The organism is Ruegeria lacuscaerulensis (assembly GCF_013033355.1).
Classification (GTDB): Bacteria; Pseudomonadota; Alphaproteobacteria; order Rhodobacterales; family Rhodobacteraceae; genus Ruegeria; species Ruegeria lacuscaerulensis_A.
Genome location: NZ_WQDY01000008.1, coordinates 132450 through 151043, shown reverse-complemented (window position 1 = coordinate 151043; position 18594 = coordinate 132450). Strand labels below are relative to the sequence as shown.

27 protein-coding genes are annotated in these 18594 nt (G+C 58.6%); 15 read left to right on the top strand and 12 right to left on the bottom strand.

The window, feature by feature from the left end; genetic code table 11:
- Positions 1-68: 68 nt before the first annotated feature.
- From GOW48_RS15010 to GOW48_RS14985, 6 genes are all read right to left on the bottom strand, one after another.
- Positions 69-884: a hypothetical protein gene (locus GOW48_RS15010; protein ID WP_170755019.1), complete on the bottom strand. Its 816-nt coding sequence runs from the start codon at positions 882-884 to the stop codon at positions 69-71.
- 91 nt (positions 885-975) lie between these two features.
- Complete coding sequence (locus GOW48_RS15005) at positions 976-1536, bottom strand: F0F1 ATP synthase subunit B (protein ID WP_170755017.1); 561 nt, start codon at positions 1534-1536, stop codon at positions 976-978.
- Positions 1537-1541: 5 nt separating this feature from the next.
- A complete protein-coding gene (locus tag GOW48_RS15000) occupies positions 1542-2093 on the bottom strand; it encodes a F0F1 ATP synthase subunit B' (protein WP_170755016.1) in 552 nt (183 codons plus the stop codon).
- 86 nt (positions 2094-2179) lie between these two features.
- The gene (locus GOW48_RS14995) at positions 2180-2404 is read right to left on the bottom strand and encodes a F0F1 ATP synthase subunit C (RefSeq protein WP_005981269.1); all 225 of its coding nucleotides are present in this window, start codon (positions 2402-2404) and stop codon (positions 2180-2182) included.
- A 69-nt stretch (positions 2405-2473) separates the two neighbouring features.
- The gene (locus GOW48_RS14990) at positions 2474-3232 is read right to left on the bottom strand and encodes a F0F1 ATP synthase subunit A (protein ID WP_170356118.1); all 759 of its coding nucleotides are present in this window, start codon (positions 3230-3232) and stop codon (positions 2474-2476) included.
- Positions 3233-3234: 2 nt separating this feature from the next.
- Complete coding sequence (locus tag GOW48_RS14985; RefSeq protein WP_170356117.1) at positions 3235-3567, bottom strand: AtpZ/AtpI family protein; 333 nt, start codon at positions 3565-3567, stop codon at positions 3235-3237.
- Between the two features lie 231 nt (positions 3568-3798).
- On the opposite strand from GOW48_RS14985, the gene GOW48_RS14980 reads away from it, so the two are divergent.
- The gene (locus tag GOW48_RS14980) at positions 3799-4134 is read left to right on the top strand and encodes an ArsR/SmtB family transcription factor (protein ID WP_170755014.1); all 336 of its coding nucleotides are present in this window, start codon (positions 3799-3801) and stop codon (positions 4132-4134) included.
- Between the two features lie 136 nt (positions 4135-4270).
- Here GOW48_RS14980 and GOW48_RS14975 read toward each other — a convergent pair whose 3' ends face one another.
- Together GOW48_RS14975 and GOW48_RS14970 are read right to left on the bottom strand one after the other, a co-directional pair.
- On the bottom strand, positions 4271-5191 hold the full coding sequence (locus GOW48_RS14975) for a DMT family transporter (protein ID WP_170755011.1): 921 nt from the start codon (positions 5189-5191) through the stop codon (positions 4271-4273).
- Positions 5188-6066, bottom strand: a complete 879-nt coding sequence (locus GOW48_RS14970; protein WP_170755009.1) for a LysR family transcriptional regulator — start codon at positions 6064-6066, stop codon at positions 5188-5190. Before GOW48_RS14970 ends, GOW48_RS14975 begins: the two co-directional genes overlap by 4 nt.
- Before the next feature lie 118 nt (positions 6067-6184).
- On the opposite strand from GOW48_RS14970, the gene GOW48_RS14965 reads away from it, so the two are divergent.
- On the top strand, positions 6185-6766 hold the full coding sequence (locus GOW48_RS14965; RefSeq protein WP_170755007.1) for an FMN-dependent NADH-azoreductase: 582 nt from the start codon (positions 6185-6187) through the stop codon (positions 6764-6766).
- A gap of 66 nt (positions 6767-6832) precedes the next feature.
- Positions 6833-7573: an aspartate/glutamate racemase family protein gene (locus tag GOW48_RS14960; protein ID WP_170755005.1), complete on the top strand. Its 741-nt coding sequence runs from the start codon at positions 6833-6835 to the stop codon at positions 7571-7573.
- Here the strand turns inward: GOW48_RS14960 and GOW48_RS14955 are convergent, their stop codons facing one another.
- Complete coding sequence (locus GOW48_RS14955) at positions 7574-8104, bottom strand: prolyl-tRNA synthetase associated domain-containing protein (protein WP_170755003.1); 531 nt, start codon at positions 8102-8104, stop codon at positions 7574-7576.
- Positions 8105-8191: 87 nt separating this feature from the next.
- On the opposite strand from GOW48_RS14955, the gene GOW48_RS14950 reads away from it, so the two are divergent.
- The 10 genes from GOW48_RS14950 (at position 8192) to trmD (ending at position 14590) form a co-directional block, all read left to right on the top strand.
- Positions 8192-8710 carry a hypothetical protein gene (locus tag GOW48_RS14950; RefSeq protein WP_170755001.1) on the top strand — a complete coding sequence of 173 codons (519 nt, stop codon included), beginning with the start codon at positions 8192-8194 and terminating at the stop codon, positions 8708-8710.
- Positions 8711-8871: 161 nt separating this feature from the next.
- Positions 8872-10380: a signal recognition particle protein gene (gene ffh / locus GOW48_RS14945; protein WP_170754999.1), complete on the top strand. Its 1509-nt coding sequence runs from the start codon at positions 8872-8874 to the stop codon at positions 10378-10380.
- On the top strand, positions 10377-10931 hold the full coding sequence (locus tag GOW48_RS14940) for a GNAT family N-acetyltransferase (RefSeq protein ID WP_170754997.1): 555 nt from the start codon (positions 10377-10379) through the stop codon (positions 10929-10931). Before ffh ends, GOW48_RS14940 begins: the two co-directional genes overlap by 4 nt.
- The gene (locus GOW48_RS14935) at positions 10928-11224 is read left to right on the top strand and encodes a chorismate mutase (RefSeq protein ID WP_170356107.1); all 297 of its coding nucleotides are present in this window, start codon (positions 10928-10930) and stop codon (positions 11222-11224) included. Before GOW48_RS14940 ends, GOW48_RS14935 begins: the two co-directional genes overlap by 4 nt.
- A gap of 66 nt (positions 11225-11290) precedes the next feature.
- Entirely contained in the window at positions 11291-11680 is a 390-nt protein-coding gene (gene rpsP, locus GOW48_RS14930; RefSeq protein ID WP_170754995.1) for a 30S ribosomal protein S16, read from the top strand.
- A 12-nt stretch (positions 11681-11692) separates the two neighbouring features.
- Positions 11693-12328 carry a 5,6-dimethylbenzimidazole synthase gene (bluB, locus tag GOW48_RS14925; protein WP_170754993.1) on the top strand — a complete coding sequence of 212 codons (636 nt, stop codon included), beginning with the start codon at positions 11693-11695 and terminating at the stop codon, positions 12326-12328.
- A 4-nt stretch (positions 12329-12332) separates the two neighbouring features.
- The gene (locus tag GOW48_RS14920; RefSeq protein WP_170754991.1) at positions 12333-12479 is read left to right on the top strand and encodes a hypothetical protein; all 147 of its coding nucleotides are present in this window, start codon (positions 12333-12335) and stop codon (positions 12477-12479) included.
- Positions 12472-12975 carry a ribosome maturation factor RimM gene (rimM, locus tag GOW48_RS14915; RefSeq protein ID WP_170754989.1) on the top strand — a complete coding sequence of 168 codons (504 nt, stop codon included), beginning with the start codon at positions 12472-12474 and terminating at the stop codon, positions 12973-12975. Before GOW48_RS14920 ends, rimM begins: the two co-directional genes overlap by 8 nt.
- The gene (locus GOW48_RS14910; protein WP_170754987.1) at positions 12975-13790 is read left to right on the top strand and encodes a hypothetical protein; all 816 of its coding nucleotides are present in this window, start codon (positions 12975-12977) and stop codon (positions 13788-13790) included. Before rimM ends, GOW48_RS14910 begins: the two co-directional genes overlap by 1 nt.
- Complete coding sequence (gene trmD, locus GOW48_RS14905) at positions 13787-14590, top strand: tRNA (guanosine(37)-N1)-methyltransferase TrmD (RefSeq protein ID WP_170754985.1); 804 nt, start codon at positions 13787-13789, stop codon at positions 14588-14590. The genes GOW48_RS14910 and trmD overlap by 4 nt, the downstream gene beginning before the upstream one ends.
- On the opposite strand, the gene GOW48_RS14900 is transcribed toward trmD, so the two are convergent.
- Positions 14587-15384: a glycoside hydrolase family 25 protein gene (locus GOW48_RS14900; protein WP_170754983.1), complete on the bottom strand. Its 798-nt coding sequence runs from the start codon at positions 15382-15384 to the stop codon at positions 14587-14589. The genes trmD and GOW48_RS14900 overlap by 4 nt on opposite strands.
- 367 nt (positions 15385-15751) lie before the next feature.
- On the opposite strand from GOW48_RS14900, the gene rplS reads away from it, so the two are divergent.
- Positions 15752-16135: a 50S ribosomal protein L19 gene (rplS, locus tag GOW48_RS14895; RefSeq protein ID WP_170328369.1), complete on the top strand. Its 384-nt coding sequence runs from the start codon at positions 15752-15754 to the stop codon at positions 16133-16135.
- An 11-nt stretch (positions 16136-16146) separates the two neighbouring features.
- Complete coding sequence (gene rpmE / locus GOW48_RS14890) at positions 16147-16368, top strand: 50S ribosomal protein L31 (protein ID WP_170356099.1); 222 nt, start codon at positions 16147-16149, stop codon at positions 16366-16368.
- Positions 16369-16447: 79 nt separating this feature from the next.
- Here rpmE and GOW48_RS14885 read toward each other — a convergent pair whose 3' ends face one another.
- Positions 16448-16879: a hypothetical protein gene (locus GOW48_RS14885; protein ID WP_174821685.1), complete on the bottom strand. Its 432-nt coding sequence runs from the start codon at positions 16877-16879 to the stop codon at positions 16448-16450.
- A 77-nt stretch (positions 16880-16956) separates the two neighbouring features.
- On the bottom strand, positions 16957-18534 hold the full coding sequence (locus GOW48_RS14880) for an MFS transporter (protein ID WP_170754981.1): 1578 nt from the start codon (positions 18532-18534) through the stop codon (positions 16957-16959).
- Positions 18535-18594 lie beyond the last annotated feature (60 nt).

The window sequence follows — 18594 nt, the reverse complement described above, 5'->3', positions numbered from 1 at the left end:
CCCAAGACCAAGCTGCATTGGTGCAGCAAAAGGGTTTCTGTGCGACTGCATCATTTCTGACAATCTGATCATTGCAACAGCTTCTTTGGAATGCGCTTTCCGCTGCCGGGGCCCATATGCTCGGCCTGTGCCAAAGTCATAAGACCGGGGTCAATAAAAAGACGTTTTCCCGCGCTTCGCAGCGAATGATGCAGAGTCGTATGCTCGCAGGTGATTTGACCGGTCTCATCCCGTGGCTGGTACGTCGCACCGCGCAAAGCTTCGGTCTTATACAAGCCCAACCCGCCGAAAGCACTCTCCACCTCAATCAGAGGCGCGTCGGTTGGTATTGAGTATTGACGATTATAGATGATTTTCCGCTGCATCCGTCGCCACCAGACACTGCGAAACATCCGTGGTCGCGTTAGCGCCGTAAGCTCTCGCCACGGGTCTTGGTCGCTCCAGCCCGCACATCGCAACGCGTAAAGGTCATAATATGCAGGCAATGAGTTGGCAAACACGGCGTCCCATTGTGGCACCCGACGCGCTGCCGCGTTCAACACCTGATTTGGTTCCATTTGCGTATTGGGTCCGTCCATATCAAGAACCAGTGTCAAAGGATGGACCGGATTGGTGGCAAGAAGACGTTCAAGAACTGCATTTCTGGCGACGGCAATACGCTCTACGCGTTCATCGAACAGGTCCAACATACTGTCCAGAAAGAGCACATCTACTCCCGCGTTCTGAGCCGCGTAATCTTGTAGGATGTCGTCGGTATTGTCTTTATTATCGTTGGTCGCGATGATCACGCGGCTGCTCTCAAGGTGCGCCCGCAGCTGTTCGATGCGCAAGAGCGTTGCGGTCAGGGATTCTCCACCATTTCGAACAATGCCGAGAATGTTCATCAAAATTCCAGCAATTCAGGCGAGGGGTCTTTCAAAGCGCCTTGACCCGAAAGCGGGCTTTCGGGTCAAGGTTTCGAATTATGTTCAGCGGTCAGTGCAGCTTTTCGCCTACATCCGCGATGGCCGCGTCGATCAGCTTGTTGGCCTGCGTAGCTGTCATCTGCTTTACCAGAACCGCGTTGGCTGCGGAAACAGCAACGGTGATGGCCTGATCGCGCACCTCTTTCACGGCAGAAGCCTCCGCCGATGCGATCTGGTCCTGTGCTGCCGCCAAACGACGAGCAATGGACTTCTCCAGATCGACCTTGGCTTGTTCAGCTGCCAATACCGCGTCGTCCTTGGCAGCGGCCACAATAGCATCCGCCTGAGACTGCACTTCACGCTGCTTGCGCTCATACGAGGCCAGCAAGCTACGCGCTTCTTCGTGCAGGGCGCGGGCTTCGTCCAGTTCGGACTTGATGCCTTCGGCCCGCTTGTCCAGCGCGCCACCGATCATGCCGGGCACCTTGAAGTAGAACAGAACCGCGATGAACACGATGAAGCCCAGCAGGACCACAAAGTCGGTGTTGCCAAGCGAGAAGAACGGGCCACTTGCGGCCAGCGCTGGGCTGGCAGCGCCGAGGGTCAGGATAAGGGCAAGAGTATTCCGCATGTCACTTATCCTTTCATCTGCGCGTCAACGGCACCGTCGATGGCTTTGGCATCCGCCTCGCCACCCAGTGCTGTAACCAATTCAGCTGCCGTATCCTTGGCAACCACTTGAATGCTTTCCAGCGCACCGGCACGGATTTCGGCAATTGCCTTTTCCGATTCAGCCGCTTTTGCAGCGATTTCTGCGTCCGCCTTGGCAATCGCGTCATCCAGACCAGACTGGATTTCAGCACGTGCTTCGGCAGCGATACGCTGCGCTTCGGCACGGGCATCGGCCAGCGCCTTGTTATAGGCCTCTTCGGCCTCGACCGCCTTGGCCTTCAGATCTTCGGCCGCAGCCAGGTCATTTGTAATGGTCCCCTGACGTTCAGCCAGGATTGCCGCGATGCGGGGCAGAGCCACGCGAGACAGGACCAGAAAGATGACGACCAGCGTAATGACCAGCCAGAAAATCTGGTTGGGGAACCAATCGAAGCAGAGCTGAGGCATCCCGATGGCAGAGCCATGCGAGTCTACACAGGTGCCTGCTACTTCTTTGGCTAGGGGTTCAGTCGCCATGATGTCCTCCGTCGGAACGTTGTCTTTACAACAGGTGGGCCGCTATGGCTTGGACCCACCTGCGCGTAAGGATCAGGTTCCGCAGATTAGACGGCGAACATCAGCAGCAGCGAGACCAGGAATGCGAAGATCCCCAGGGCTTCTGCGAATGCGATACCGATGAACAGGGTTGCGGTCTGCGAAGCAGCCGCCGAAGGGTTGCGCAGGGCGCCGGCCAGGAAGTTGCCTGCAACGTTGCCCACCCCGATTGCGGCTGCGCCGGAACCGATTGCTGCCAGGCCTGCGCCGATGTGTGCGAGATCGCCTTCCATGATGTATCTCCTTACGAATTGGAAGTTTCGATGTTTGGTTATCGTTCCTGTGCTGGGTGCAAGACCCAATCAGTGATGCGGATGCAGAGCGTCCTTGAGGTAAACACAGGTCAGAATGGTGAATACGTAGGCCTGGATAAAGGCCACCAGGACCTCAAGACCGTACATTGCGGTGATTGCCAGAACCGACACGGGCGAGATCACGGCAATCGCGGCAAAGCCTGCGAACACCTTGATCACCGCGTGGCCAGCCATGACGTTACCGGCCAGACGAATGGAGTGGCTGACCGGGCGCACAAAGTACGAGATCAGCTCGATGATCGCCAGGATCGGACGCAGCGCCATCGGGGCGCTGGAGACCCAGAACAGGCTCAGGAAGCCCGCGCCGTTCTTGACAAAGCCCAGGATGGTGACGGTCAGGAAGACAGCCAGCGCCAGCGGGATGGTCACGGCGAAATGCGATGTGGTGGTGAACGAGGTCGGGATCAGGCCCAGGAAGTTCGCTGTCACGATGAACATGAACAGGGTCATGACATAGGGGAAGAACTTGACGCCTTCCTTGCCGCAGATGTCTTCCAGCATCTTGTAGATGAAGCCGTAGGCCAGTTCGGCCACCGACTGCATTCGGGTCGGAACAATCGCGCGCTTCGAGGTCGGCACGATTAGCAGCAGAACAATCGCTACGATGGCAAAGAATAGCCACAGCGTCACGTTGGTGATGGTGAACATGCCCACCGCACCGTCGCCGAACAACGGTTTGACGATGAACTGGTCCATCGGGTGGAATACCAGGCTGCTGCCTTCTGCTGCGGTGGTCTCGGTTGCCACGTTCAGTCCCTCTCGTCCTTCTCGGCAGCCGTCGCCGCCGTTTGTTTCTCTTGGACCTCTTTCGCGCTGCGGAGCATAACCTTCACGCCCGCGACAAGGCCCAGCAATGTAAACAGCACCAGAAAGATCGGGATCGTCCCGAGCAGGCTGTCCAGCCCGTATCCGATGCCAAACCCGATCCCCAGACCGGATACCATTTCGATGACCATCCTCCAGGCAAGCTCGCCACCGGATATGTCACTGTCTGCGCGTTTGGGGGGCTGTTTGGCCTTTTTCGCCGCGTCGATCTTGGCCTCCAGCTGCGCCATACGCTGCTTTTGGTCGTCATCGGTCACGGGCGTTTCCCTCGCACAGTCTTGGGTAGGGTGCTAAGGCGATGCGGGCATAGAGTCAACGGTGTATAGGTCGCACTCGAATTGCATTTAAGCCTTTGATTTTAAATATTACAATGTTCCACTGTCTCGCCGCAGGCGCACCCGTTGATCCTGCGCGGGCATAAATGGACCGGATCTTCCATATTCAACCAAATGGTTGACCAAAGCAGACCGCTGTGATTGAGCGGAAGCATGTCCAGTGATCTCGATACCGTTTTCGCGGCCCTTGCCGACCCCACACGCCGCGCCATCCTTGCAATGCTGTTGGAGGATGACATGGCCGTCACCGATGTTGCCGAACCGTTCGAGATGTCACTGGCCGCGATCTCGAAGCATTTGATGATCCTGACCAAGGCCGGGCTGATCAGCCAGGAAAAACGCGGCCGGGTGAAATGGTGCAAGCTGGAACCCGACGCGCTACGGTCGGCCTCGGTCTGGATGCAGGGGTTCGGACAATTCGAGCCGGTCAACCTGGATGCGTTCGAACGGTTTCTGGAAAGCCAATTGCCTTTGGCAGACGACACCTGACCGATTGACAATGGCAGGCGCATGTTTCGTGGTATGCTGCCAAAACCAAATCTATCTCTTCTGCGGATGACGCAAACGGTTCATGCCGCACAGGTCGAGACGTTTTGCGGCCTCGGCCTGTTGAGCAACCTTCAGTTCAGTTTCGATCGGCCTTAAAAACAGGTTCCGCCCCTTTGGGTCCGTCGGGCCTGAGGAGCATCAACAATGCAACGCATGTCAGAGCGACGCCGACCAAAACCAGTGCCACGGGGGCGCCGTTGCCCAGCGCAATCTCCCATAGAATGACCCAACTGGGGACAAGATAAGTATAGGCCATAACCTTGGCCGACGGCAGACGCAGGGCCGAAAACTGAACCAGAACAAAACTGGCGGCGGTCGCGAAGATCGACAGGTACAGCAACCCGACCCACACGATCATGGGCAGGTTGGCCCAGTCGGTGTCGCGAATGTCGGACCACGCATAGATAGTCAAAAGCAGGCAACCTGCTACCATGGTTCCGAAACTGAACACCACGGCGGGTTCACCGCGGTTCAGTTTACGCACCATCGGCGTATAAACAGCATGAGCTATACACCCCCAGAAATAAATGAACTCACCCTTGTTGATTTGAAAAGCCGTGAACGCTTGCCAGTCCGCCCGGAAGATCACCCAAAGCGCCCCAACGGCACCAATGCTTAGCGCCAGTGCCATCCTTGGCGTGGTGACCTGACGCAACAGAAACCATCCGGCGATCGCTGACAAAACCGGAGTCAGGGTAAAAACCGCAGCCGCGCTGACCGGAGGGGCGGTTTTCAACCCGTGAAACATAAGAACAAAATAGGTCGCAAAAAGCCCGCCCAGCACCAGGTAACGCCAAGGAGCTTGCGCAGCGCTGCGCGGCAAGCCTGTGGTCATCAACGCTGTTGCCCCGATCACGATGGCCGCAATTGCAAACCTCACGGCAGTGACCGCCTCGGGCGAGATCTGGTTGGCAATCATTGAGCCTAGTGAGAAACTGCCCGCGACCAAGGCAGAAAAGACCAGCATGGCCAAATGGCCACGCGCCGGAGGGGTCATGGCTGCCAGCCTTTGGATTGCTCTTTCAAATAGGAAAGGAACGACTGCACCTTGGTCGTGCGGTGCAAATCCACATGCGTCACCAGCCAAAGGTTGCCGAACCACTCGGACAGCGGCGGGATCACCTCGATCAGATTGGGGTCACGGGCAGCCTCCCACCGCGCCATGAAACCAATGCCTGCTCCAGAAAGAACGGCCTCGCGGATGCAGAAATTGTTGGTGCAGCGAAAAGTGATGCGATCAGCAGGGACCGTTTCGCGCAACCAACGCGAAAACGGCGCGCGGCTGGTTTCGTCATCGGTACTGACAAAGAAATGGCTGGCAAAATCCTCGACCCCGGCTGGTTTGCCGTGAAGTTCGATGTATGCCGTGCTCGCATATAAGCCGACCTCTTGTTTCATGAATGGCTGCACAACATTGTCGGGCTGATCCGGCGCCGACCCGGCGCGGATCGCCACATGTGCCTCACCATATTCCAGCCGGAATAGACGGTCACCAGTCAGATAGCGGACGATCAGATCAGGATGCAGGCGCTGGAATGTGCTCAGCACCGGCACAACCAACGGCGCCAACGAGGACAGAGAAGTCACCACCAGCTCTCCGGATACGTCATCTCCGCGGCCTTTCATGCGCCCAACCAACTGGTTGAATTGATCTTCGGTCGCTTGCGCTACGCGCAGAAGGTCGTCGCCCGCCTCGGTCGGCGTGTATCCACGGGCGTGGCGCTGGAACAATTTGACCCCCAGCCGCGCCTCGATCGCGTCGATATGGCGGATAACGGTGGCGTGGTGAACGCCCAACACTTCGGCGGCACCGCTGACCGTCCCCATGCGCGCCACCTGATACGCGGTTCTCACTTCATCCCAATTGTCCATTGCATCTTGTCCATTGTGCAAATTTTAACACTTACTGTTGGGATATCAGAGTTTTGTTCACCAACGCAACATTCATATTGGGACCAGACACAGAATTCACCGCCTGAAGGAGACCATCATGACCAAGACAGTTCTGCACATTGACGCCTCGGCCCGCCGAACAGGGTCAACGACCCGTGACCTTTCTGACCGTATCGTCAAGCACCTCGGTGCCAGCCGTATCATCCGCCGCGACCTGGCGACTCCGCTACCGCTACTGACCGAAGCGTGGATCAATGCCAATTTCACTCCCGCTGATCAGCGCGACGCGGTCCAGCGTGACCTTCTATCCCTTTCCGACGCTCTGGTGTCGGAACTGCAAGAGGCCGATACGGTCGTGATCGGCCTGCCCATCTATAATTTCTCGGTGCCTGCGGCGTTCAAGGCGTGGATCGACCTTGTCGCCCGCGCCGGACTGACCTTTTCCTACAGTGAAAACGGCCCAAAGGGACTGTTGGATGGCAAACGGGCAGTTCTGGCCATCGCTTCTGGCGGCACCGCAGTCGGGTCCGAGATCGACTTTGCCACCGACTATGCCAAGCATGTTCTGGGCTTCATCGGCATTCATAATGTCGACGTCATCGCAGCCGATAAAATGGCACTGGACGCTGAAACGACCCTTAGCAACGCGCAAAAGGCTGTTTCGGAATTGGCGGCCTGATTGACCGTTACGCCCTAAAACGTCCAGTCTGCACCTGAACAGACAATTGCAGACTGGACACCGGGCATGAAAAAAATCGGAATTCTGGGCGGTGTGGGCTGGGCCTCGACCGTGGACTACTACCGCGCCATTGCCGAGGGCGCGAGCCGCCATTTCGCTGAACGGGGTCATACATCTCCGCTGCCCATCCCTCCGATGACCATCGAATCCGTCACGCAGGCCAAAACGCGCGCTTTGCGCGGTATCGCCGGGGACGAGGAGAGTTGGTCGGCCTTCGACGCAGCCTTTCGCGAGGCACTGCGGACGTTGGAACAGGCCGGATGTGATTTCGGCATCATCGCGTCCAACACCCCCCACGCTCGACTTCATTCGATACGACAAGGCGTGACGATGCCGATTCTCAGTATTTTCGACGCCACTGCAGAGGTGACAGCGCGCACCAAAGCCTCTGAAGCGCTGGTTCTGGGAACAACCGTCACGATGGAAGCGACCAACTATGCCGAAAAGCTGGCCGAACATGGCGTTGTCGCCAACAAGCGGCTGCCCGACGCCGAGATCGCCGAGATGCAAGCGATGATCGACAGCAACTTTTACGGTGGGGCGTCCGACGAAGCGCATGCCCGTTTGCTTGCGTTCTGCAACAAACATGCGCGCACTGGCACCGCGATCCTGCTGGCCTGCACCGAACTGCCGTTAGCCTTCCCCAATCATCTGGACGATCCGGTGTTTGAGGCAGACGGGCATCTTTTCATCAACCCTTCCGCAGCACATGTCTCGGCCGCCTTGGCCCAAGCGCTAGGGGACTGATCAAGGCAACCAGTTAATCTCGACCCCGATACGATCACAAAACGCCAGCAGATCGTCCCGTGGCATTGCAACGGTGCGGTCATTGACCAGCGGGTGCATATAGATGACATCCGCCTGCTTGGCTGCGCCGTCCATGAAGAACCGTACCTCGTTCTGCACCCCGTTGATCATCGCCAAAGGGCTCACCGCGCCGGGACGGATACCAAGGTTCTGCAGCAAACGATCCGCCGACCCAAAGGACAGGTTACCGACACCCAGTTCAGCCCCCAACGCCTTAAGGTCGATCTCGGCGTTCTGCTCCAGCGTTACAAGATAGTTCCGCTTTTTCTTGTCGCGCAGATACAGGTTCTTGACCCGCAACGCGTTTTCGCCGGGCACCATGAACTGATCCTCGACCGCCTTTGAATCCTCAACCGTGCGCAAAGGCACATGGGTGTGCAGCGTATAAGTCAGGCCCCAATCGTCCAGCTGCGCCAGCAGCGCGTCGGAACTCAGCGGTAATGTGTCCTGAAAGGCGGATGATGCGTCCATGGGTATCTCCTGTTTGGCGTGCTCATCGCGCAACGTGCGGACAAATTCAAGCCAGACAGCGTCGGAATTCAGTGCTAGCGTGCCGCCATGAAAGTCACGCGCAATACTCCGAACCAATTGATCCTTTCTAATACGCCCTGGTTCATTGGCATCTCACTGATCTTCTTCATCCTTGCCTTTGTCGGCGCTGGTCTGTTCATTGCAACCGAAGGCGGCGAGGGCATTCTGTTCGGTCTGTTCTTTGCTGTGTTTGGCGGCGGGATGGGCATCGGCGCTTTCTGCGTCTTTGTGCGGCGCGTACAGGTGATTTTAGATCGACCCAGCAACAGCGTTTTGATCCGCCGCCAATCCGTCTTTGGCTATGACACCGTAGAACATGAGCTGTCGAACCTGTCCCATGCCGAGGTGGAAACCACCACATCGACCCGCGACAGAACCACGTCCAAGATGCACCGACCCGTTCTGATCCTGGAAAAGGGCATGAGTGCAGGCCGACACCCGATTGTCGAAGCCTATGTAAGCGGGCACGGGGCGCAGCGGCTGGCGGATGCGGTCAATGACTGGCTTCCGGCGCGAGCGGTTGACTCTGACAGCCAATCGGCCTAAAGCCCCTTCAAACATCCGGAAGCGTCTGATCTTCCGGTCCCTTGAGTCGTTCAGGGATCGCCCCCCACCAGCGAGTTTCGCCCGTGGGGGCAATTGTGTATTTAACCGGTGCTTCTTACCTAGGAAGTGCCACCAGATAACCGGCTAAGGAGGCCGAAGGCATGTTTGAAAATCTATCCGAACGCCTTTCCGGCGTCTTTGACCGGCTGACCAAACAGGGCGCTCTGTCCGAGGAGGACGTGAAGACCGCACTGCGCGAGGTCCGGGTTGCGCTGCTTGAGGCCGACGTCTCGCTGCCGGTGGCGCGCGCCTTCGTTAAGAAAGTGCAGGAACAGGCAACCGGTCAGGCCGTCACCAAATCGATCACCCCCGGCCAGCAGGTCGTCAAGATCGTGCATGACGCGCTGGTCGATACGCTGCGCGGCGAAGAAGATCCCGGCAAGCTGAAGATCGACAACCCGCCCGCCCCGATCCTGATGGTCGGCCTTCAGGGCTCGGGCAAGACGACCACCACCGGCAAGCTGGCGAAACGCCTCAAAGAGAAAGAAGGCAAGAAGGTCCTGATGGCCTCGCTCGACGTCTATCGCCCGGCGGCGATGGATCAGCTGGCCGTTCTGGGGACGCAGGTTGGCGTCGATACCCTGCCGATCGTTCCCGGCCAGAAACCCGTCGACATCGCCAAGCGCGCCAAGCAACAGGCAACGTTGGGCGGTTACGACGTCTACATGCTGGACACCGCAGGCCGTCTGCACATCGACGAAGTCCTGATGGACGAGGTCGAGCAGGTCCGCAATGTCGTTGACCCGCGCGAGACCCTGCTGGTCGTCGACGGCCTGACCGGTCAGGTCGCCGTTGAAGTGGCCGAAGAGTTCGACGCCAAGGTCGGCATCTCGGGTGTGGTCCTGACCCGGATGGACGGCGACGGGCGCGGCGGTGCTGCGCTGTCGATGCGTGCGGTCACTGGCAAGCCGATCCGCTTTGTTGGTCTGGGCGAAAAGATGGACGCGCTTGAGACCTTCGAGCCGGACCGGATCGCCGGTCGTATTCTGGGCATGGGCGACATTGTTGCTCTGGTCGAAAAAGCCCAGGAAACGATGGAGATCGAACAGACCGAGCGCATGATGAAGCGCATGGTCAAAGGTCAGTTCAACATGAACGACCTGAAAATGCAGCTGGAGCAGATGATCCAGATGGGCGGTATGCAGGGCATGATGGGTATGATGCCCGGCATGGGTAAAATGGCCAAGCAGATGGATCAGGCCGGTCTGGACGACAAGATCCTGCGCCAGCAGATCGCCATGATCCAGTCGATGACCAAACGCGAACGCGCCAACCCTCAACTGTTGCAGGCCAGCCGCAAGAAACGGATTGCGGCGGGTTCGGGGATGGAGGTCAGCGACCTCAACAAGCTGCTCAAGATGCACCGGCAGATGTCGGACATGATGAAAAAGATGGGTAAGATGGGCAAAGGCAAGATGCTGAAACAGGCCATGAAGGGCATGTTCGGCAAAGGCGGCCCGTCGCCCGAGGACATGGCCGCAGGCATGGACCCCAAGGCGCTTGAGGCTGCAGCCAAAGCGATGGGTGGCAAGATGCCCGGCGGCATGCCCGGCATGGGCGGCGGAATGGCCCTGCCTCCGGGCCTTAGCGGGTTCGGGAAGAAAAAGTGAACACCCTCACCCCTCATATCCCCCGGCTTGAGACCGAGCGCCTGATCCTGCGCGCGCCCTCCGAGGCTGATCTGGACGCGGATGCCGCGTTCTTCGCCAGCGAGGCGTCGCAGTTCGTCGGCGGCCCGCTGCGGCGGGATGAGACATGGCGGCTTGTCGCCAGCATCCTCGGCCATTGGGCAATCCGAGGTTATGGGTTCTGGAGCGTTGAGGAAAAAGACACCGGCACCTATGTGGGCCGCGTCGGCCTGTGGTTCCCCGAGGGCTGGCCCGAGCCGGAAATCGGCTGGACCCTAATGGACCACGCCACTGGCAAAGGCTACGCGACCGAGGCCGCGATGGCCGCACGCGCCCACGCTTATGACGTGCTGGGCTGGGACACGGCGATTTCGCTGATCGACCCGGACAATCACGCCAGCAAGGCCGTGGCCAACCGTCTGGGGGCAACCTTCGACTATCACTATGAACATCCGAAATTCGGCACATCCGAAATCTGGCGGCACCCCGCCCCCGCCGATCTGGTGAATGGCGGCATGGAGGCTTACGCATGACCGACCCCGTTGCACAAGCTGCCGCGCTGCTGAAAGAGCATCGCGAAAGCATCGACCGGCTGGACGCGATCCTTGTCTATACGCTGGGCGAGCGTTTCAAGCACACTCAGGCCGTTGGCAAGCTCAAGGCCGAACACGACCTTCCCCCGTCTGATCCTACGCGCGAAGCCGCGCAGATCGCTCGGCTTGAAGACCTGGCGAAAGAGGCCGATCTGGACCCCGACTTCGCCAAGGCTTTCCTGAATTTCATCATTCAGGAAGTCATCCGACACCACCGGAAACACCAGGAATGACCCGTCGTTTCCACCCATAGAATACCCGGTCCGTGACCGGTCACGCCATCTTAAGGAGATACCACCATGGCAATGAAAATTCGTCTCGCCCGCGGCGGCTCGAAAAAACGTCCCTTCTATCGCATCGTTGCGGCTGACAGCCGTATGCCTCGCGATGGCCGTTTCATCGAGAAACTGGGCACCTACAACCCGCTGCTGCCCAAAGACAGCGAAGAGCGCGTGAAAATGAACCTGGAGCGCATCCAGTACTGGCTGGACCAGGGCGCCCAGCCCACCGACCGGATCGCACGTATGCTGGAAGCAGCTGGCGCACGCGACAAAGCCGAGCGCAACAACCCCAACAAGGGTACCCCGGGCAAGAAGGCTCAGGAACGCGCCGAAGAGAAAGCGGCCAAGGCTGCTGAGGCGGCAGAAGCTGCTGCTGCACCGGCTGAAGAAGCGACTGCAGAAGAATAAGCAGGCAGGCGCGTGCGGGATCAGACTTTCACTGACGATTTTCGCGCGCAGTTTGACCTGTTGCTGCGGCTCCGGCGCGATGTCCGTCGGTTCCGCACCGACGCGATTGACGAGGCAGTGCTGACGCGCTGCCTCGACGCGTTTCGGCTGGCCCCTTCGGTGGGGCTGAGCGAACCCTGGCGCGTGATCCGCGTCGAAAGTCAGGCCGCGCGCGACGCGGCGCTGCGAAATTTTCAAACTGCCAATGCGCAGGCATTGGAAGGGTATTCCGGCGAAAAGGCGCAACTCTACAGCCGCCTGAAACTGTCGGGGATGCAAGAGGCCCCGGTGCAACTGGCCGTGTTCTGCGACGATGCCACGGACAAGGGGCAAGGTCTGGGCGCAGACACGATGCCCGAGATGCGGCGCTATTCGGTGGTTTCGGCCATCACCCTGTTCTGGCTGGCCTTGCGGGCCGAAGGTCTGGGGTTGGGTTGGGTATCCATTCTGGACCCGGACCAGATGGCGCGTGATTTGGACGTACCCGAGGATTGGCGCCTGATCGGTTATTTCTGTGTTGGCCTGCCAGAAACGCAATCGGACACGCCCGAGCTGGAACAGGTCGGTTGGGAATACCGCGATGACAGCCTGCCCATCGAGGTGCGATAGGCGCATGTTCGGGTTATTTCGCCTTCCCATCCTGCTGATGATCGCCTTTATTGTCGGCGTATTCTTCGAACGCTCGAACCAACGCGAGGCGTGCGAAGGGATAGGACAATGGGATGATGGGTTTTGTGTTACGGATGGGGCAAATGAGTGATCTGATCTGCGTCGGCAGCATTGCGGGATCGTATGGCGTACGCGGTGAAGTGCGGCTAAAGAGCTATTGCGCCATCCCCGAGGATATCGAGGCCTATTCCCCCCTGACGGACGAGGCCGGTGGCGAACGCTATCCGCTGGTCCTGACTCGGTCGATCAAGAATGGCTTTGCGGCGCGTCTGGGCGGAGTTGAAACCAAAGAACAGGCCGACGCGCTGAAAGGTTTGCGCCTGTTTGCGCGGCGTGATCAACTGCCCTCGTTGCCCGATGATGAATTCTATCACACCGACCTGATCGGGCTGGAGGTCTATGACACCGGCGGCACCTTGCTGGGCCGGGTAAAATCGGTGCAAAACCACGGCGCTGCCGACCTGCTGGAACTGCACGGGCCGGGGCTGAAGGCGACCGTTCTGCTGCCCTTCACGCTTGAGGCCGTCCCCACGGTCGATCTGGATCAAGGCCGCATCATCGCCGACCCGCCCGAAGGGCTGATCTGATGCGCCGCGTCCTGCTGCATCTGGGCCTGCACAAGACCGGCACCACTGCGGCACAGTCTTTCCTTTATGAAAATCGCGAGTTGATCTGGCCGCATTTCGCGTTGGTCCTGCCCTATCGAACGCGCAATTCGGGCCTGTCGCGGGCAGCGACCAACCATTCCGTTTATGGCACCGTCGGCACCTTGTCCGAGTTCGGCAGCCAGATGCGCGACTTCCTCGACTCGCTGGATTTCGGGGAAAAGCGCGGTTTGATCCTAAGCGAGGAAAACTTCGCGGGCCTCCGCCCTAGTCGCAATCTGGAACAGGGCTACGCGGCAGCCCCCGATCTGGCCGCCTGTCTTGTGGATTCGATCCACCAGAGGTTTTCCGGGCAAGAGATCGAGATCACGCTTTACCTGTCTTTGCGTCAGCGGGGCAGTTGGTTGCGCAGCCTTTGGGCCCATGATTTGCAGCGAATGCGACAAGTGCAGGATTTCGATACATTCCGCGACAGCATCGACCATTTGCCCTCGTTGCAAGAAACCGTAAACCAGATTCGTGACAAGCTGCCCACCGTCACCGTGAACACGGACTGGCTGGAGGAGCTGCAATTGCGTCAATTCGGGCCGGGTGCGCCTTTTGCCGAGTATCTGGACTTGCCTCATGACAAGGCGCAGCAGCTGGTTCCGCCCTCCAAATCGAACACTCGACTGCCCGAGGACGTTTTGGCCGAATTACTGGACCTGAACAGATCACGTCTGGACGAAGCCGCCTTGGTCGCGCAAAAGGCCGCGGTAGTTGAACGGGCGCAGCAGGCGCTGATGGGTGCGACATGACCGAAAAACCATCGAAATCTCATGGGCGCAAGGCGATCCGCCCGACCCTGAAACCGCGTGAGCTGCTGACCCCAACGCCCGACCTGCATGGGGTGTGGAAGGCTAAGATCATCACTCTGTTCCCTTCAGCTTTTCCCGGTGTGTTGGGCGAAAGCCTGACCGGCAAGGCGCTGCAAGAGGGTCTGTGGCAGTTGGAAACCGTCGATCTGCGCCAGTTCGGCGTCGGTAAGCACCGCAATGTGGATGACACGCCCGCCGGCGGCGGCGCGGGCATGGTGTTGCGCGCCGATGTACTGGGCGAGGCGATTGAACACACGATGGCGGGGGCGCGGGGTAACTGGCCGCTGATCTACCTCAGCCCGCGTGGCCGCCGGATGGATCAGCGCATGATGCAGAATCTGGCGCGCTGTGACGGCATGACCCTGCTGTGTGGCCGGTTCGAAGGCGTCGATGAGCGCGTTCTGGAGCATTACGGCGTGCAAGAGGTCTCCTTAGGCGATTTCGTCATGACCGGCGGTGAGATTGCCGCGCAGGCTTTGATCGACGCCACCGTAAGGCTGATCCCCGGCGTTTTGGGCAATCAGGCTTCGGCTGAGGAGGAGAGCTTTTCCTCGGGCCTGCTGGAACACCCGCAATACACACGCCCCGCCGAATGGAAGGGCCGCCTGATCCCGGACATTCTGATGTCGGGCCATCACGGGCGTATTGCCAATTGGCGGCATGAGATGTCCGAGCGGATCACACAGGAACGCCGCCCCGACCTGTGGGACGCCTACTCCAAAGCCAAGTCCGAAGACTAGCCGTTCTTCCACCGCGCCCAGATCTCGGGCGGGCCGTTGAAGGTGTTGATGTCCACTGGTCCCTGCACACCGGGCACAAGCCCCGTGCCCGTGTATTGCCAGAACCGCCAAATCGCATTGGGATAAACGTTCCTTGGATGCCCGGCGACGGACCTCAGCCAGAACTCTGTCTTGGGCAGGCGCCCTATGTCGGTGTCGCCGTAAAAATCCACGGTGGTGTAGACAATCGGACGCCGCCCGTAGTGACGTTCGAGAATATCCAGAAACCTCTTCGCCTCAGCCCGGACAGTCGCGCCATCCGGGCGTAGGGTGCAGGTCTTGGAATGCGGCGTCCACTCCATATCCAGAACATGCGGCAGGTCCGATCCTTTAGGGACATTCTGGATGAACCACCGGGCTTGTTCGCGCGCAGGACGACAGAAATAGTAGTAGTGATAAGCCCCCCAAGGCACCCCGGCGGCTTTCGCCCCGCTGCTGTGACTTGCAAACATCGGATCAGCTACATCACCACCCTCAGTCGCCTTGATGAAGACAAAGCTAACCCCCGAAGCCTTGGCCTTGTGCCAGTCAATCGGCCCTTGCCAACGCGACACGTCCAGACCGTGCACCGGATAGTGGCCAGGATGACGCCCCTCCCACGGGTGCGGATCAGCATCGCCAAAAGCCGGGAAGATCACCGCAGGTGAGGTCGTGTCCAGAAACGCGTTGGCCGCGACCTGTTGCGGCGGCGGGCTGCTGCGACCGCAGGACAGGATGGCAAAAGCCGCGACAGCAAGCATCAATGCAGTGCGCATGTTCTGTTCCTGTTTGAAATGACTGCTCTTGTAATTCCCCTCAGAATGCCTGATCGACGGATCAAAGCAACGATGCTGTTTTGAGGCGGCGGAATCCCACCGTTTCTCAGCATTTTGGGCTTGATCCCTGCACATAATGCCCTTAAACGACCGCAATCCGGTGCCGCGTCATGCGACTCCGGTGTTTTGGTTTGGTCCATGTCGTGACGCCCGGCTTTCTTCGGCCACGGCGCGGCGGAACAAACTGGACTAAGGAACATTCGATCTGACCTCTGGCGGGCTGCATGCAGGACCCGGTGAAGACCAAGAGCTCTCAGCCCGTGCCCAAACTTCGTGGACCAACCACGAGCAGATAGGAGTGAATGCGATGGACCTGATCGCACAGCTTGAGGCGGAACAGATTGCCGCCCTGGGGAAAGACATCCCCGATTTCAAAGCCGGTGACACCATCCGTGTCGGCTTTAAAGTGACCGAAGGGTCGCGTACCCGTGTGCAGAACTACGAAGGTGTCTGCATCGCGCGCAAAGGTGGCAGCGGCATCGCCGGTTCGTTCACCGTCCGTAAAATCTCGTTCGGCGAAGGCGTGGAGCGTGTGTTCCCGCTGCATTCGACCAACATCGACAGCATCACCGTTGTCCGCCGTGGCCGCGTCCGTCGCGCCAAACTGTACTATCTGCGCTCGCGCCGTGGTAAATCCGCGCGTATCGCCGAAGTCACCAACTACAAGCCCAAGGCAGGCGCCGAGGCGTAAGGAGCGGAAAGATGAAAAAAGACATCCATCCCGACTACCACTTCATCGACGTCAAACTGACCGATGGCACAGTGATCAAGATGAAATCCACCTGGGGTGCCGAAGGCGACCAGCTGGCCCTGGAAATCGACCCCTCCGTGCACCCCGCATGGACCGGTGGCGGCGCCCGCCTGATGGACGCCGGCGGCCGCGTGTCGAAATTCAAGAAGAAATACGAAGGTCTGGGCTTCTAAGCCAGATCCATTTCAGATGCGAAAGGCCGTCCCAAGGGGCGGCCTTTTTGTTTATCTTCTCAGCGGCATGTGGCGCTGGCTACGGTTGGAATCGATCCGCCTGGTTCGATGCGAGCAGCTCCATCAAAGCCGCATCAGGAGCTGTGGCTTCATGTGTTCGGTCAATCAGTTCAACTTGCTTGAAGACGACTTCAATCGTTTCATCGTTGAAGGAGATCGTCCAAAAGCGGGGTTTCAAAGCCTTCCAGCGTTCGGTTTTTTCTGATCCCGTGACCTCTTGAAAGTCCCATGGTTTGACAGGGAACTCGGCGGCCCGCAAACCTTCGACATTCATTGGATCTATCCGAAATTCGATAACATCATCAAATTTCAGTATCGCGACCCCGCCGCCCGACACCGGTGCAATTTCGTAAGACAAAAATACAGTTCGCCCGTCATAGAAAACAGCGGGGCTTTTTACAGTCCCAATTTCGGGAAAACTAACAGCAGGGGAAATGCCTTCAACAGCCAATGCTCACATCCTAATTTGATCCCTAATTCCCAAGTGACCATCCCACTTGGGTGCTCCTCGACGCTAGTGGCTCTAGTCTAATTGGCTGTCAGATCGGCAGCGCTGTGCAGTGGTGGAATTGGTCCACGCAGCAATAGCAGCGCCAACGCCATCCCCAACAAGGCTGCCATCGCTGTAAAGACCATGGCGCTGTCAAAGGCATTGTCCTGAAGATCCCGAAGGGCCTTGGCCAGCGCGCTTCCGGCAATTGGCTTCAGATCCGCCAGAATCTGCTGAATCTGACTGGGTGAACCATGGGTGAGCGCATGCGCCAGATCCTCGCGCGGGGCCGATCCGACAGGCAAGGCGTTGATTACTTCTGACAGTCCCTTACGGGTTGTGAGGGCCTCGGCCAGGCCACAAACGACGGCACCAAGCGTAGCGCCGAAATACAAACACGCATTGATCACACCGGAACCTTGCCCCACGTGCCTTTCGGGTAGCAGGCGCAACCCAAGGCGTGGCAGCAATGAAAAACAGATGCCCAGACCAATGCCGACAATCATAAGTTTCCACCAAATCTCGGCGTATTGTGTTGTGTTCGTAGTTGCGGTCAGCGAAAGGAACCCAACCGCCATCAACCCCAACCCTATCGCAACAGGCCATTGGAAACTGTAGGGCGCGAGGAAACGCGGCGCGGTGACCGAGATGACAAACATGCTTAGACTAAGCGGCATGATCGCCAACCCGGCCTCGACTGACGTATATCCGAAGGCGTCGGGTGACTGGACGAACGTGTTGAAATAGACGAAAAATCCGAACAGGGTAAATCCGGTCAAAAACATGCCAGCCGCAGCCATGAAATAACGTGGATGGCGAAAGTATCGCAGTTCGATCAGAGGGTCTTGGCTGCGGCGCGAAGCGATGACAATACAAACCATTGCGAATGCAGAGACCGCCAGCGGCACCAATGTCGAAGGCGTATCCCATCCAGCGCTTTCGCCATTGCTGAGTGCAAAAGACAACGGCCCAAGAAACAACAGAACAGCGCTTGCGCCAACGTAGTCAAATCTTGCGCCCGCAAGCCGCGTGTCGGGTACATAACCCCGCCTGCTGACCGTTAGACCTATGGCAAAAGCGCCAGCCAGCAAGATCAGGTCGGTGGCAAAAACGGCTCTCCAGCTGATGTAATGAGCAAATGCCCCACCCAAGATAGGGCCCACGCCAATCGCCAACCCTACAATTGCGCCCCAGGCCCCGGTGACGCTTGCCCTCTGATCTTCGGGCGTTGCAGCCGTAAGTAAGGACAGAGACGTTCCGAACAAAGCCGCTGCCCCTGCACCTTGCGCGGCGCGTCCACTCAGCAGCATCGCGCCGTCATGCGCAAACAGTACAGTAGCTGAACCTAGGGCAAACACTATCATTCCAAAGAAGAACACGCCCATTTTGCCCGTTATATCGCCCAGTCGGCTAACAATTGTAACAAGCGAAGCACTAGCGACGGTATAGGTCGCCATCACCCATTGAAGCTCTGCGGGAGTAAGGTCAAACTCGGCCTTGAGGTTGGGCAGGATCGTGGCAACAGCCGTCGTATTGAAACCAACCACCATCATACAAATCGCCGTCATTGCCAAAACAACACGCGCTTTGTGCTGAGGTGATTTCGCATCCGACATCGCCAAGCCCTCGTATCCGCTGGGTATTTACCCGCCACATCAGAATCTTAGCAGAGTTCA